Source organism: Ferroacidibacillus organovorans (assembly GCF_001642725.1).
GTDB classification, from domain to species: domain Bacteria; phylum Bacillota; class Bacilli; order Alicyclobacillales; family SLC66; genus Ferroacidibacillus; species Ferroacidibacillus organovorans.
In genome coordinates, this window is sequence record NZ_LSUQ01000009.1 from 15962 (window position 1) to 29005 (window position 13044).

The following is a 13044-nucleotide window of genomic DNA, read 5'->3' on the forward strand; positions in this document are numbered from 1 at the left end:
CAATCAACCAGGAACTCGTTGTGGCTTAAATGGTTTACAAAATCACTTAAAAGGCTGGTACTGTGTACCCACGATTCGAAATGCGGATTCACTCCCCTCAAGTTCCATGATGAAGGTCTTCCAATTCGGCACATTGGCGGCGACCAGAACCAGACGTTCGAGGGCGTTTGCATCTGTGATGCGTTCAATCTGCCCTGTGATTTCTTGCGGAACTGTGCCGAATCGAAGGTTCAGCAAACCAATGAGATCATCTTTGTCTGTCGCCAAAGCATCTTGCTTCCACTGATCTTGAATCTTGTCCCAGTCCACTTCGACCACCCCTTTTCTACGATGTGCATGCTGCCACCTGCTCTGTGATGCATAACCTATCGTCGTTTGGCGTGATCGTTCGTCTCTATATCAAGCAGCCACTTCTCCTCGTCACGACTGTGTTTTTCAACGAGCCAAAGAAGCATTTGGAATCGATCAAGTATTGCAGGAATTGTACCTTGATTGACCAAAAGTTCCTCCGCCTCCGCCACAAGTTGCCGCATAACATTGTGATCTCGCGTAAGAAAAAGGATCTTATCCGCGTGTTCCGGGTGCTCCATCGCAACTTCTTTATAGAAACCTTCCTCTTCCTCCGTCGCATGGCAAAGTGTTCGCGTTTGCCAATGCTCAATAATCAATCTCGCCGTCGAGATCACCGCTTGCTCTTTGCCTGCGTCCGCAAACGCTTTGGCGATATGAGTTAACTCTTCCGCCTCACCATAAGCCGCTTCATGAATGGAACGGTGCGATTGAAGCTGTTGCAATGCCGGTCCTGACATATGCGGCGACCTCCTGTATGCGAATGCACGCAATCACTGACGACCAAGGATCTCTGGCGAATTTCGCCTTTTCATATTTCGATGTTGAACCACTTGTTACTTCCATCATGCAGGCAAACGGCAGATATGCATCAGACCAAACCTGACTATCCTATTGACACCATCTTTCCTAGTCCATTTGGTCTACTTTTTTGGAAAAATGGACTAGGAACAGTCTACCCATCAGGGTTGATGGATTCGCAAGCATCTCAAAGCTGAATGCCGCAATCATCTCGGCGAATTGGTAAATAGAGGTTCATCAACGCCAATCGTTTCGCATCCAGAGCGTTCGGGTTCATCCCATGAGCGCTCCATGACCATCGTCGTGAGATTATTTTTGTTATCACTTTTAACCCTTGACTCTCCCGTCGGGCGAGACAAGAACCTGAAATTGAATGAAGGCACCCTTTCAAGTACAAGAATTGATGCTTGAAGGATTGCGTTGGCGATTGAAACAATCAGGTCATTAATTTCCAAGATTCAACCTTGCATAGGGTGAGCATTAAATAGAAATTCAAGGACATGACGTCGCCCAATTTGAATTTCTACTTCCTTATGACTATTGGATATTCTGAAAAACGCTCGATTTGCTGAAAAGAATTCCGACTGGACATTTGACCGTCCGAACAATTCGATCTACAGTGTGTCCGCAATAGAGGTCTCCACCTGCTGGTCGCCGCTCGGCATTGAGCAAAATAATATCCTGTTGAGATGCATTAGAAAATTCCACAATTTCATGACCGACATTTCCACCCGTGCCTGTTTTGACAATTCCGTTTACAGGTACATTCGACGCTTCACCCAAACGAGTAACTTCCGAAATTGCATGCCAACCCATGTTTTCAGCGGATTCCATCGCCTGCATGTCAAGTGATTCACTGCTAAACAATGCTTTTAATGGATTGGTTTCAACCACGTATATCGCGGTTATCTCAGCGTTGTGCGCCTTGGCAAGCGCGACTGCAAATTCCGCAGTTCGCAAGTCATTTGTGGTGCCTGTCGTTGGCAAGAGAATGCGTTTCAGAAGAGAAATACTTTCTAGCCGCCACGGCGCGTACAGAACGAATACGTTACAAGGGGATTCCATTACAACATAATCAACCACATGCCCAAACAAGCTCGATCCACTCTTGTTTCTGCTGGCTCCAACCACAAGCAAATCATAACCCCGCTCACTTTCTGAGAGAATGACATTGGCAGTGTGTTCATCCTGTTTAAGCTTCCGTGTCTTTTGTTCCCATTCGACATTTTTAATAGAGGAGAGTGATTTTGCAAGCACAAGTTCATTGAGTTTCTCATTTTCATGAAAGTTATCTTCACGATTGATCCGTCCTGATTCCGGCAGTCCATCGGTCGTCACATGCAAAAGCGTTGCCTCAATTGAACGTTGGCCGGACAAATGTTGAATAATATTGGCTGCCAATAAGGCTATCCTTCCATCCCGGACGGGGACAAGCATGCGTTTCAGACCATAGAGAAAACTTTTTTCTTCGAGCGATTGGCGCTGTAGTCGCTCTGCTTCTTCCGGATCAGGAGCCACGTGACGAAGCGCCCACCGCAACAATGGCGGTGCCATCATGGAAGTGGCGATCGCCATAATGACAATAATCGTATACATGGACGTGGTTAAAACGCCGATTTGCAAGCCAAGTGTGGCTATGATAATTTCCACGGCTCCCCGGGCGTTCATACCTGAACCAAGGCTAATTGCAGTCCAATGATTTAAACGCGCTAGACGGGCACCTGCATAAGTGCCTACAAGTTTCGCCAGAGAAGCAGTAACGATCACAAGCAGTAAAACGAGTAGCAACTCAGGTTTTAAGATTTGTAAAATGTTCACTTTGAGCCCAGCCGTTGCAAAAAAAATGGGCGCAAATATTGCCAATGTCATACCTTCAAGTTTGATACGTGTCGCGCGTGTGATACGCGGAACGCGCGCCATTTGGATGCCAACCAGAAACGAACCGAGAAACGCTTCAACATGGAGGGCTTCTGTAACAGCACCGCCTGCAAGTCCCAACACAACGACCAACGTAAAGACCGGACTTTCACCGCCAAATTGATTATCCACCCATTTTGTCAATGCCCGAATCATCCGGTAACCAATGGTGAAACAAAAGACTGCAAACGCCAGAGTGCCGAAGATGGAAATCATCAAGGAATTAATTTGGAGATTTTGGGAGGTTGCCATGCCAGAAACAAAAGCGAGCAAAAACCAGCCAATGGTGTCATTGATAATGCCTGATGCCAGGATCAACTGCCCAATATCCCTTTTCATCAAGTTCATATCCAACAAGATTTTTACAATCACAGGAATTGCCGATATGGACATGGCAGTAGCAACGAACAACATGAAAATTTGCCTTGCTCCGGGATGTGCAATCAGTGCGGCAGGCAGGAGGCTTGCTAAGCAATAACCTGCCAAAAAAGGAGTAATAATGCTTCCGATTGAGATGGTGAGAGCTGGTTTTAATTTGCGCTTAACCACTTCGAGATTTGTTTCGAGCCCACTTAAAAGCAACAAAAAAATGACGCCAATCTGGGCGATGAGCTGGAGTAATAGTCCTTGAGCCCCTTTTGAGGGAAATAAGTTGGCAAACAGACTAGGTGAGATAGCGCCAAACAAGGATGGTCCTATAAGCACACCAGCGAGTAGTTCACCGATTACTTGAGGCTGATTTAACCGCCGGGCCAGTTCTCCTAAGACACGCGCGCAGACAAGCAATACTAGAAATTCGAGTAAAAATCGCAATACTTCGAGTGCAGTCAGAGACACGTCTATTTCCTCCTCTTTGGAGCCAATATCGCATCCCCTCAACGTCTTGAAGACAGTGAACATGGGAGAAATAAGCATACAAAAATTTGCATGCTGAAATCATGTCCAACGCTTACGAGGTTAGCTGACGGGCTCGGAGAGAACAGTACCCCTACCTGAAGTTCAGGATTAGCCCCAAAAATTGGTTCCCCCGTTCACCAGTTCACGGCGACTCAGCGACAGGCTTAGCAAACGATTTACTCTTACCTATGGTTTTGGATTATAGCATCGACTGGATTTCTTGTCATCCTTACATGCCAGATCTCCGAAACCTACATTGCATAATATGCCATAGTTGCGCCACTCAGCGTGTTTGGCAATTTTCTTCTGGCTTTTTTCATCAATACTACGAGTGTCGAACGACAACTCATTTCTCGTGGTAAAGGGTTGCAAATCGTGCCTGTTCGAATCAACATGGTTGGACAAACCATGTTTTACAGGTCTTGGGCGGACTTTCATCCTAGATCTCGTGGGCCACCTCCGGCGCCAAATTGTATAAATCTCTATCCAAAACCTCCACAAAAGGCGACCAATCACTTACGGAGTAAAGCATGAGCCGGTGCATCGCCCGTGTACAAGCTGTGTAAAGAAGCTTGCGTTCATTTTCCTGTCGATAAACTTGAGAAGAAGTGTCATAGATCAGTACTGCATCAAACTCGACACCTTTGGCGAGATATACCGGAATCACCAACACTCCTTTCTCAAAGGTGAGCGTTTTCTTCGTAATGAGCAAGAGACCTTCGCACCCTTGAATCCCTAATGTTTCATATGCCTTGCGACTTTCGGCTGCGGTTTTCGTAATGACGGCGATCGAGTCAAAACCTTCAGCTCTAAGTGACGCGATGTCTCTTCGCATTTGCGCGTCTCGGATTTCATCACTTTCTAAACGAATGAGTTCTGGCTTTTTCCCACTTCTGTCAAAGGGAACAATTTCATCTCCGGCGGAGAGCAATTTTTTCGTAAACATCACGATTTCACGGGTCGAACGATAACTGCGATTAAGGCAAATCATGTTTGTTCCAGCTTCACCGAAGAGCTTGAAGAGAGGAGAGTCTGATTCGTGCAAAGAAGTGGACTGCATGAAAATCGCCTGCCGGAAATCACCGAGTACCGTCATACGAGCACGAGGAAATCGTTTCTTTAGGTACTCGTATTGAAATGGAGAATAATCCTGGCCCTCATCCACGAAGACGTATTTTATCTGTGTATTGGTCCGAACACCTTCAATCCTTTCTTTTAGATACAAATACGGTGTCGCGTCTTCATAGAACAATTCGAGTCGATTTAATTTATCTCTCGTCTGTTCGCATATCTCAGACCATAGTGAGGGCATATCCGATTCGTGGGTCATCTCAAGAATCGTTGTTTGATCGCTGAACATCTGCGCGTACAGCCCTTGGACATGGATGAACATCCGTTTTTTGACGCTTCGCCTAAGTGGCTTAAAACTCTCTTTTACAATTTTATGGTGGAGCAGTTCTTCCTCCTGATGAGCGAAGGTAAAGTCACCTTCGTCTTTTCGCAGTTTTTTATGAATTTTTTCTTGAATTTCGGCATATTGCTCGGCTATGTCAAAAACTTCTCGATCCTTGTGCAATTCGCCAAAGACTTCCGCATATTGGTCATTGTCGAGGTAATTCAATTCTTCCAGAACCCATTCCGCATCAATCTCCCTTCGTTCCAACAATACGAGTTCATCGAGCAACCATTTTTGCAACAGCTCAACGCGATCACTCAAGTGCAAAGATGGGGGAGTGCTGTAAAATTGCGATCTCATTTGCTCTGCTGAAATCAATTCACGCTCGCGAAACCAAATGCTGTTGAACATCATCCCTTTGCTTCCTAGCCCCAATACATATTGGTTCAGGGCATTCAAAAAACCTGTAGACGCCTTATACTTCATCCCTTGAAGACGGGCCGCGTACTCTGACGTCTGATGCGCGGTCAGTTCATATTCGAGCTGATCAAAGAGATCTTCAATACGAAACGATGCACCTAGACCATCTTCGAGATATTCCTGAAACGTTGTCTGCTGCATATTCTCTTCACCAAGTTCTGGAAGAACGGTAGACACATAGCTGTTAAATATCGGATTAGGAGAGAAAAGAATGATCTGGTCCGCTTTGAGCGTGTCTCGGTTTTTGTACAACAAGTACGCGACACGCTGCAATGCAGAGGAGGTCTTACCGCTGCCTGCAGCGCCCTGCACGATGAGCATCCGACTTTTATCGTCTCGGATCATAGCATTTTGTTCTTTCTGAATGGTTGCAACGATACTCTTCATTTCTGAATCCGCGCCTTTGCTGAGCACCTGCTGCAACAATTCATCACCGATGGTTACGTTCGCATCAAACATCGTAACGATCTGCCCACCTTGAATCTGAAATTGTCGCTTTAATTCCATCAGACCGGTGATTCGCCCATAGGGTGCGTCATAAAAGGCCGGACCTGGAGAATGGTCGTAGTACATGCTCGCGATGGGCGAACGCCAATCATAGACCAGAAAATTGAGTCCATCTTCGTCTAGAAACGACGATACGCCAATATAGATCTGTTCAGTATCATTCAGACCCACCTCTTGAAAATCGATGCGTCCAAAATAAGGATTACGAAGCAACCGATTTAAACTCTTCCACTGCTGAATAAGCAGGTTATGTCCGCGCTCTCGTTCTGATAAAACTGCCGTTTGCTGGTTAATCGCGTAAAATGTTTCTTCAAAATCTTCATGCGTGCTAGTATTAACCGTTACGTCCTCCCAAAAATGTTTGCGAATGGACGTCACTTGATCGCGAAAGTTGGCCATCGCGGGCTCCAACTCTGCGATTCTCACCTCGAGCTTCGCACGGATGTGGTTCAGCCTATCTTGTTCAACAAGCCATTCCTTTGCATCCATCCATACCAGCTCCATTCACCAACAAATAGAAAATGCTTGTCAATTCACGAAAAAATCTTACCAAAGAGCATTTGACAAACGTCTCCCGTCGTGTTATGATACATAATATAAGATAGATTATATTATGTTTATTAATTTGACGTTCGTGCTTTAAGTATACTACTGCGTGTTTTTTTGTGCAATTAAAAAGATCTGATAAAAATTTAAAAGTACCCGAGACCCCTCGTCAATTTAATCCATCCAGGATTTTCTTTCACATTGAATCAGACATTGCTTTAAAGATGATCTTATTTACTCAGGCAACCCCTGCCATCCCCGCTCTTCCCCTAATACGAAACATGATTGTCAGTTTATCAATAGATATAGCACTTGACGGATTCAAAATCGTTACTTAGAATTCTATATATAGATATCTATGTAATCCTTAAATACAGTCCATCTCGACAGGAGGTACAGCGCGTGGACGCTTTAATGCCATCATTGCCGACATTACTTGTCTTGCGGGCGCTTGAGAGCGGTCCCATGCACGGATACAAGATCGCGCGTTGGATCGAACAGAAATCAACCGATACTTTGATCATGAAAGAGGGAACTTTGTACCCTCTTTTGCACCAATTAGAACGCAAAGGTTACCTAAAGAGTGATTGGCAAGCGGTCGAGTCAGAGCGAAAAGTCAAAGTGTACACGCTGACCGAAAAAGGAAGTGGACACTTGGAAAACGAGCGTCAGGAGTGGAGTTTACGCACTGAAGTGGTACAACGCGTACTTTTTGGAAAGGAGGCAACGTCCTATGGAGTGGTTTGATTTTCTGGAGTTTGTAACAGAAGGCATTAAAGATAACGAAACTGCATCTGTCGTACGTCGGGAGCTCTATCTCCACATGAAGTTTTCTTCCGAAGAATTACAGAGCCAAGGAATGGACGCAAATGAATCGAGACGTTTAGCGCTCATACGTATGGGAGACTCGAATGAACTGCGCGCCGCATTTACCCCTGCCAAGTTGGAAGAACCTTGTCAACCAGTACACCTATTGTCTGATTTTATTGCGGAAAAGAACGATCCGCCAGCGGAGCTTGTCGTTCGATATGCTTTTCGATCGCTAAGCCTGATTGGACTTTTTATCGCTGTGTTGGCAACTTCAGGCGAAGGAAACACTTATTCCGCCATTCTGCCAGATCTATTTTTACTCATACCTGGGGTGATCCTACTCGTAGCCGCAGAAAAATTTACTCCAAGGCTCCCCGCTCTTCAAACGTTCAGATATCCAGTCAAACACACAAGAGTACTATGGATGATTGGCGCGATGTGCGGAGGTTTCGCCGGCTTAGCCCCTTTACTAAACGTTTCTCCATCTGTGGCGCCGTCAATGATTTCCTTTAATGAGGTTAATTTTTTGACGATTGCAGGAATCGTAGCGGTGATTGGTTGGACAAGGAGAGTGTGGTCTATTCATCAGTTAACGTGGCGACCCTTTCTCATTTCCGGGCAAGTCATGTTGTCCTACTTTTTGGCTAGCATCCCAACGGTCATGCTCTCTGAGAGAATGCTCGCCATCTGGACTATGGAATCAAATCAAAATGGTTGGGTGCAGTTTGAAAGTCAGGTATTCGCTCCTAATTTTTACAGTAATATGATCATGTTACTCGGAGTTGTTTTGATCGCGAGTTCACTCGCGTCTGAATACAGACTCCCTCTTCGGAAAAATACTACGGATGATTTCATTTGGCCCGAGTTGCCCAATGAACCTTGGATCACGTTTATATCAAAGTACTGGCTACAGATTGCCTGCGGGTGCGTCACGGGTCTATGGGTGGGACAAGCCACGAACGCTTTTACGCCTTTGCTGGTCATTGGGTTTCCCATCGCCTTGGCAACTTTTTTTATCGGACTCGGCAAACCCATCGCAGACATTCGCCATAAGAAGCGCATGACATACGCGTGGAAAACCGCGACCGGCCTTTTCGTAGGCTTTGCAATTGGGGCCATAAGCAGTTTTCGATTTTCCGCTTTCGTTTTAGAAACCAGCGTATTTGCATTGTTCACCTATCTTACGACACTCGCTGCATATCGCTTGCTCGCACATTTGAGAAGAGAAACTCACACAACATCCTGAGAAAAGAGAAACATAAGGCAGAGGAATTCACGTGTCTACCTTTCGCTTACGCAACCCATCTGCCATCCTAAAAGAACTCATCTCGCATTCATAACAGCAGTGAGACACGTGACATCGCTCGCGTCCCACTGCTGTTATGACATCCCAAATTACAATGTGAGCATGTTCATATTTTCGATGTACTCGGTTTCCGGATCGTGATGTAGAGTCTCAGCCGCATCCTTGTTTAATCCATCGTGACTATCCTCTACAAGCCCTGTATTTGAGCGCAACTTTGTTCGAATCACTCCACATTGTTCCTCCGTTCCTTTGATGATGCCAGTATTGACGACAGATTCAACTTTTCCGGCTAGTAGTTCTGGATCGATGTTGCTCGATAAATTCAGAATACCCGACACGACTAAACCCAATTTCTCTTGGGTGTATATCAACTCAGACTTGGTGAGTTTGTACTCACCTTCAATCACGAACAGTTTTCCACTGTAGTCCAAAAATGAAACGTTAACATCGTCGCTACGTTGATAAACCGTTAACTTCAACGCCTTGCGACAAATGATCTGACCAGATACATGCAATCGCCGAATGGATTTTTCAACATTTTCAACTGAAACGTCATCAGTGATTCTCAAGTCTCCAGAAATGTACACATCCGCTTCATCGAAACATAAGACAGAAAACTCGTCAAGAACGAGATCACCTTCGAAGAACTGTGCACCTGTGGGGATCACTTTCAATGCACATTGGTGTGAATTGTGCAATTTGGAGTTTAAGACTTCCAAGTATTCTTCTCGAATGTAGACTTCACCCAAAAACTCAACGCGATCAATTTTTTCACAAAACAGTTCTGCATTGATCTTCTCTGTCATTTTAACAGTTCCTATGATGACGAGCTTTGCACCAGATTGGAGCGACTGCAGAAAGTGGTTGTTCAACTGCGCATCTCTCAATACGAGATCAGCATCATCCATATATGCAATAACATTGCCGTTATGCGAGCGTGTCTTGTTTGAAATTTCTCCAACCAAACGTTTCGGACAATAAATTCTACCGTTTACAAACAGCAAAGCCAGCCCGTCACGCAAAAGATCTTCAGAAACGTCTGGTTGTACAATCGTTCGACCGTTCACACATACACTCAATGGTTCCAAACGACCCGATAGAACACTCTTGCTCAATTCGTAACTTCCATTCACAAATGTGACGCCAGACGGCACCGCGATGGAAAGGTTGACGTTTCTCTGCGATGTCTTGGCCAATGTGGGAGCAAGACGTTCATGATAAACAAATATATTGATGTTTTCAATGGCTTTAATTCCTTCAATACGCTCTATTGTTGCATTTGACATGTCAAGCATGTTCACATTACGAATAACCTTAGGCATCAAAATCTCTCCCTTTCAATTGATGTTCGAAAACACACTTGTTTTGATCAGGGTGGTCATGATCCATCTGCAAAGGAAAAGTTGCACGCAATCGCTTTATCGCAGCACGCAATCGAGCGCGAACTGTTGCATCAGGAATTTTCAACCGTTTGGCCATCTCCCGACTGCTCAATCCCTGCCAATAGCGCAGTATGATTATGTCGCGTAGATTTGCGGGGAGCCGATTCAAAAGATCCTGATACTCAAGTCGAGCCGTAAAATGCGTCATGCGAAACGTAGTGTCAACTGAGCCACTCATTTGATGCTTCTCAGATTCCAGCCATCGGCTTTCCAATTGTCGACGACGTTGTCGATCTCTCCAAAGATTTTTCGCCACTGTGTACAGCCAAGCGCGTTGATTCGTCTCAAACATGGTCGAAAGTTGCACAATGTGCGCCATCGCACGTTCGAATGTATCCTGCACAAGATCTTCAGCGTCTCGCTCAGATCGTGTGAGACCTCTAGCAAATCGAGCAAGTGATACTTTATGAACCTGATAGAGATCTTCAATCCCCGTTTCTCATCGCCCCCTAAGCCATCCGCGTCATTCTGACATGCCCATCGCGCCGGCGCTAAAATGGACTGTAAGAAACCGTACACTTGATAAACGAAAAGTAGAGGAAAAGTGTTGATCGATCAGATCATCAAATTTTCAAAACTCGGGGCCACAGCTGTTCCATTGGTGTTTGCCTACTTGCTCGCAGGAACGAGGATAGAATATACATTTCATATTTTCGATGAATATTTCGCTTTTTATTTCGCTTGAATTATAAAATAGTATGAAGTGTCTCCTGATTTACAAAACTTACATTGCAACAAAGTCGACTCGATCAGCGTCCATCGTTTCGCATCCAGGGTGTGCGTGTCAATCCCATGAGCGCCCCATCCGGCGAGATAAGGCGTGTCACCGTTTGCCCCCATGGTTCTTCGCGATTGCTCACTAAGCAGTGGTACCCCAGCGCCACCAGTTCCTTTGTCGCCTCAGCTACATCGTCGACGTCCATTTCAATCCAAGTGCGCGGTTCGGGTACATCGCTTGGCCAATGAGGCGTGCCGAAACACGACTCGGCAGCTTGAGACAGCGGCCACAGCGCAAAGTGTTTTACCCCATCCAAGTTTCCTGTATGTACGTAGTCACCGACGCGCTCAAAATCGATTCCTAAGACCCCTTGATAAAAACGGGACGTGTCATTGACCAGCTCATCCCGAACAATCGAGCCAAATCCAGCCACAAATAAGATCTTCATGCCATCTACCCCCTATTCGAATAGGCCTTCCATGACAACCAAATCTGTATCCGGCGGCGCATAGCCGAGACACCGCGCCATCGCGACAATTTGTCCCTTATGATGAAACTCGTGTGTGATCGTGTGAGTCATCAGCCAAAGGGGTGTAACACCCATTGAATCTTCAGCGTGATTATAGATAACTTCCGAGAGTCGGCTTTCGTAGACGCTCAGAAATTCATTCACCACCGCATCCGATATAGAAAACCAGTGACGGAGAACCGCCACATCCGCAGATTGGATCTCTTCATACGTCGGAAACTGCGGATAAGATCGAATCCGGGCAAACTTCACCAGCCAATGCATGTAGCACCCGGCTGCGTGGAGATGTGCATGCGCGATTGTGTCAAATCCAAAACCAGGAACCCTTTTATGCAACACATCTACGGGGAGGCTTTCCAAAAAGGAAAACAGCGTTTCGCGCGTCTTACGAATCAAGTCGTACTGTTCTGATAAAATATCTCTCACCGATAGGCTCACTCCTCACCAAAATCAATCGACCATCAACGTTTATTGAGTCCCGCATTTGTTTACATTTCCATAATACAGAACATACGTTCCGTCGGTCAATGCCACTCAGCTAGATCGTCCCACACCACTGCATACTCGATCATCGGTTCACCCTCTAACTCTTCCATCTTCTCACTGAATTTCTTTCCACCCATGTGCTCATAAAAACCAAGAGCTGGATTATTCTTCAAAACCCAGGCAAGCATGTTCTTGTATTGTTTCTCTTTCAAATGGTTTACAACTGCACGGATCAATTCGCGCCCAATTCCATTTCCTTGAACCTCTTCAAATACATAGAGAGCATAGAGTTCACCTTGATAGATTGGATTGCCTGATCGCTCTTTGCCGCCAGTAGCAAATCCTACGATCCTGTTTTCATCATCTTCCGCTACAAACACTGGATTGTCTGGTTGATTCATCAAAACATGCGTCCACACTCGTTCCCTTTGTTCGTACGACAAATGATCCAAAATGCGATCAGGGATCATCCCTTTGTATGTCGTTCTCCAACTGTCCACATGCACTTTCGCAATGGAAACCGCGTCTTGCGGATCGGCTTTTCGAATGATCACCCATATTCCTCCACAGTCCGTTTATTTCCGCTTCCTTCACCAACCCATTCGGTTCCGAAGTGATGTGATATGTGCAATGTGGTGCCTGCCATGCCATGCATACAAACCAAGCGCTGTTTCAAGTGTAAGTACACCAGACTCTGGGTTCTTATAGCTACGTGCAAACTCCGCATCTTGCATTTCAGAAAGCAATGTATCAAAACGTTGATGAAGCGACGCTAAAAGTGTCAGTGACACCTCGATCGGAGTCCCTTGATAGTCAACCAATTGTGACCAGCGATCTTCTTCATAGGTTTTAATCGTCGGTTGATCCTCTGTGAGCGCAAGTTTAAAACGAACATACGCATTCATATGACTATCCGGAAGATGATGAACAACTTGGCGAACGCTCCAACCATCAGGACGATAGGGTGTGTCCAATTGCGCAGATGTTAGATCCTTTATTGCGAATCGCAGCTGATTCGGTGTGTCAGCGAGTTGTGCAATCCATTCCTTTCGCTGGTCAGAAGAAATCTTATCTAGAGGAATGAATTTGCCGATTGGATAATGCAGATTTTCCATTTTTACTCCTCCTCTTAATTTTTAA

Annotated in this window: 12 protein-coding genes and 1 riboswitch; of the genes, 2 read left to right on the forward strand and 10 right to left on the reverse strand. The window is 45.5% G+C overall.

Annotated features, from left to right (window positions below; translation table 11 throughout):
- Positions 1–42 precede the first annotated feature (42 nt).
- The 4 genes from AYW79_RS04760 to helD all read right to left on the reverse strand — a co-directional run bounded on the left by AYW79_RS04760 (position 43) and on the right by helD (position 6556).
- A complete protein-coding gene (locus AYW79_RS04760; protein WP_067953389.1) occupies positions 43–309 on the reverse strand; it encodes a hypothetical protein in 267 nt (88 codons plus the stop codon).
- A 56-nt stretch (positions 310–365) separates the two neighbouring features.
- Positions 366–809: a hemerythrin domain-containing protein gene (locus AYW79_RS04765; RefSeq protein WP_067562347.1), complete on the reverse strand. Its 444-nt coding sequence runs from the start codon at positions 807–809 to the stop codon at positions 366–368.
- Between the two features lie 598 nt (positions 810–1407).
- Positions 1408–3624, reverse strand: a complete 2217-nt coding sequence (locus tag AYW79_RS04770; RefSeq protein WP_067562350.1) for a cation:proton antiporter domain-containing protein — start codon at positions 3622–3624, stop codon at positions 1408–1410.
- A 94-nt stretch (positions 3625–3718) separates the two neighbouring features.
- A riboswitch (cyclic di-AMP (ydaO/yuaA leader) is annotated at positions 3719–3852 on the reverse strand.
- Positions 3853–4123: 271 nt separating this feature from the next.
- Entirely contained in the window at positions 4124–6556 is a 2433-nt protein-coding gene (gene helD / locus AYW79_RS04775) for an RNA polymerase recycling motor HelD (RefSeq protein ID WP_082806826.1), read from the reverse strand.
- Between the two features lie 459 nt (positions 6557–7015).
- On the opposite strand from helD, the gene AYW79_RS04780 reads away from it, so the two are divergent.
- Positions 7016–7360, forward strand: a complete 345-nt coding sequence (locus tag AYW79_RS04780; protein WP_197461040.1) for a PadR family transcriptional regulator — start codon at positions 7016–7018, stop codon at positions 7358–7360.
- Positions 7347–8669, forward strand: a complete 1323-nt coding sequence (locus AYW79_RS04785) for a hypothetical protein (RefSeq protein ID WP_067562358.1) — start codon at positions 7347–7349, stop codon at positions 8667–8669. The genes AYW79_RS04780 and AYW79_RS04785 overlap by 14 nt, the downstream gene beginning before the upstream one ends.
- Positions 8670–8818: 149 nt before the next feature.
- Here AYW79_RS04785 and AYW79_RS04790 read toward each other — a convergent pair whose 3' ends face one another.
- The 6 genes from AYW79_RS04790 to AYW79_RS04815 form a co-directional block, all read right to left on the reverse strand.
- The gene (locus AYW79_RS04790; RefSeq protein ID WP_067562360.1) at positions 8819–10051 is read right to left on the reverse strand and encodes an OB-fold nucleic acid binding domain-containing protein; all 1233 of its coding nucleotides are present in this window, start codon (positions 10049–10051) and stop codon (positions 8819–8821) included.
- Positions 10044–10601, reverse strand: a complete 558-nt coding sequence (locus tag AYW79_RS16365; RefSeq protein WP_082806827.1) for an RNA polymerase sigma factor — start codon at positions 10599–10601, stop codon at positions 10044–10046. Before AYW79_RS16365 ends, AYW79_RS04790 begins: the two co-directional genes overlap by 8 nt.
- Before the next feature lie 319 nt (positions 10602–10920).
- Positions 10921–11337, reverse strand: a complete 417-nt coding sequence (locus AYW79_RS04800; protein ID WP_067562366.1) for a VOC family protein — start codon at positions 11335–11337, stop codon at positions 10921–10923.
- Positions 11338–11349: 12 nt separating this feature from the next.
- Positions 11350–11844 (reverse strand): DinB family protein, encoded by a 495-nt coding sequence (locus AYW79_RS04805; protein WP_067562371.1) that lies wholly within the window; start codon positions 11842–11844, stop codon positions 11350–11352.
- Between the two features lie 98 nt (positions 11845–11942).
- Entirely contained in the window at positions 11943–12458 is a 516-nt protein-coding gene (locus AYW79_RS04810) for a GNAT family N-acetyltransferase (RefSeq protein ID WP_067953391.1), read from the reverse strand.
- Between the two features lie 36 nt (positions 12459–12494).
- The gene (locus AYW79_RS04815; protein ID WP_067562373.1) at positions 12495–13019 is read right to left on the reverse strand and encodes a YfiT family bacillithiol transferase; all 525 of its coding nucleotides are present in this window, start codon (positions 13017–13019) and stop codon (positions 12495–12497) included.
- Positions 13020–13044: the final 25 nt, after the last annotated feature.

Excerpts from the sequence above, each read along its gene's own strand:
- AYW79_RS04765 (WP_067562347.1), bottom strand. The coding sequence starts at position 809 with ATGTCAGGACCGGCATTGCAACAGCTTCAATCGCACCGTTCCATTCAT.
- AYW79_RS04790 (WP_067562360.1), bottom strand. The coding sequence starts at position 10,051 with ATGCCTAAGGTTATTCGTAATGTGAACATGCTTGACATGTCAAATGCA.
- AYW79_RS04800 (WP_067562366.1), bottom strand. The coding sequence starts at position 11,337 with ATGAAGATCTTATTTGTGGCTGGATTTGGCTCGATTGTTCGGGATGAG.
- AYW79_RS04785 (WP_067562358.1), top strand. The coding sequence starts at position 7,347 with ATGGAGTGGTTTGATTTTCTGGAGTTTGTAACAGAAGGCATTAAAGAT.
- AYW79_RS04815 (WP_067562373.1), bottom strand. The coding sequence starts at position 13,019 with ATGGAAAATCTGCATTATCCAATCGGCAAATTCATTCCTCTAGATAAG.
- helD (WP_082806826.1), bottom strand. The coding sequence starts at position 6,556 with ATGGATGCAAAGGAATGGCTTGTTGAACAAGATAGGCTGAACCACATC.